A 1,882-nucleotide genomic window follows, 5' to 3' on the forward strand; every position below is an offset into this window, starting at 1 on the left:
GACATTGTTTTCGGAGCGATCACAAAAGAAAAACTGGCTGAGCTGGCCGTTGATGCTGATAAGCTTTCCAGAAACTTTGATGATGCCAATATTTTGCCGGGTTCATTGTTGGATAGCAACTGGTGGTATGCCTATTCAGGCTCAAAATACACAATAGACAAAAAAGAATTCAATGAAATGACAATTTATCAGGATGGCGCCAAGGCTTTTGGGGTTTGTCAACTCTCTGTAAAACAGACGATGGCGCTTGTGAAAGATCAAGTATATACTTTGTCTTTTGAAGTGAAACGAAATAATACAACAGATATATCTTGGAATCATCTGAAAAAAGGCAGCACATTCATTTCATTGGATGCAAGCGGGCTCACTGACATAAGCAATTACCCGGCTGATGAATTCGTGAGAGTGAATATTCAATTCACGGCACCAGAAACCGGTAATAATTACACAATTGGTTTGGGCGGCCGTGGTTCGGATGATAACAGTAATTGCAGTTATGTCGTAAGAAAAATTCAAGTCAGAAAAGGAGCGGTAATTAAAGAATATGGCTACAGTCCCTATGACGTAGCCCTGGTTGATGGGGTCATCACGAATAACTATCTCGCAAACCTTGCGGTCGGTTCCGCCAATATTCAATCAGCCGCAATAACATCAGCGAAAATTGCAGACGCGGCGGTAGGATCTGCTGCTATTGCGAACGCCGCAATTAAAAAGGCGCATCTCGGAACGGCCATAATTGACACTGCGCATATCGTTGACGGCGCAATTACAAACGCAAAAATCGCCAATTTGTCTGCTGATAAAATAAATGCCGGCACGATCAAGGGGATCACGATAGAAGGTTCTTTGATAAAAGGAGCCCGGTTTGAGCCAATCTCAAACTCGGATTCACTAACTGCCTATATTGAAGCGGGTACAATATATCAAAGAAAAAGAGCAAATTGGTTAGAATATGATGTTTTAGAATTGACAGCTTCATCATTCTCACAAAGAAGGCAATCTGAAGATAAAAGCGGTAATGTTGAATATGATATAAACCGTGTGTTAATCGAGAATGGCACAATTACGATAGACGGAGGCAAAACATTTCCGGAAGAAACTTATACTTCGGCCCTGAAAATCTATTCACAAAATCAAATTGATACTCGTGATTCAGCTGGCACATATTTTGATTTTTCGCTGAACAATGAGGTTGTTATGCAGTTGAAAAACACTGTAAATTACGACGGCTTAGTTGGAGATAGATATGAAGCGGTTTTGGAGCACAAAAAATCAAGATTTGTGATAAGAAATAAAGATAGTGGGTGGGAATTCTTGCAGGTTATGAGCCCTTTCGCAAGTAAAGGAGGCTCTTTTGGTCCAGTTAGATATCGAATTAATGAAAGCGGCGATGTAATGTTGCGGGGCTTTTTGAGGAAAATGGGTGCTGGGGAACTGCGTGATTATGTAATTTGCAGTTTGCCTGAAGAAGTTGCACCGGAGTATCAGCAGATCTTTCCTGCTTACGTTTGGAACGGAACCGGAAAGGAACGTTTTACTGTGTATCCGAGCGGCGATATAAAGCTATTTTATGGACCGACTGACGGGCGAGAATATGAAGTGTCAATTAGCAACATTCATTTTAGACCAAAAGATAAATAGGTGGGATTGCCATGAAAACTTTTTTAGGAGTTGATAAAGAAGGTTTTGTAAACGGTGTGTTTTATCAGAATTCTGAAGATCGTGAGCCGCCTGAAGGTTTTTATGAAGCTCCGGCCGAACAGTTTTTTATGGTTAAAAGAGATTTTGAAAATAACTGCTGGACTGAGGGCTTATCAACGGAAGATATTGAACGTATTAAAGAAGAAAGCGAAGGTTCTCAAACTGATGAAGAGGAAAATTT

At 40.6% G+C, this 1,882-nt stretch carries 1 protein-coding gene and 1 pseudogene; both read left to right on the plus strand.

Features of this window, described 5'->3' with window-relative positions:
- Positions 1-1,641 (plus strand): annotated as a pseudogene (locus BGM27_RS17135) (hypothetical protein); the annotation flags it as partial.
- An 11-nt stretch (positions 1,642-1,652) separates the two neighbouring features.
- Positions 1,653-1,882 (plus strand): hypothetical protein (locus BGM27_RS17140; protein WP_217031312.1); only part of this gene is annotated, 230 nt, incomplete at its 3' end.

Source organism: Bacillus sp. FJAT-27001 (assembly GCF_019039175.1).
GTDB classification, from domain to species: Bacteria; Bacillota; Bacilli; order Bacillales; family Bacillaceae; genus Bacillus; species Bacillus velezensis.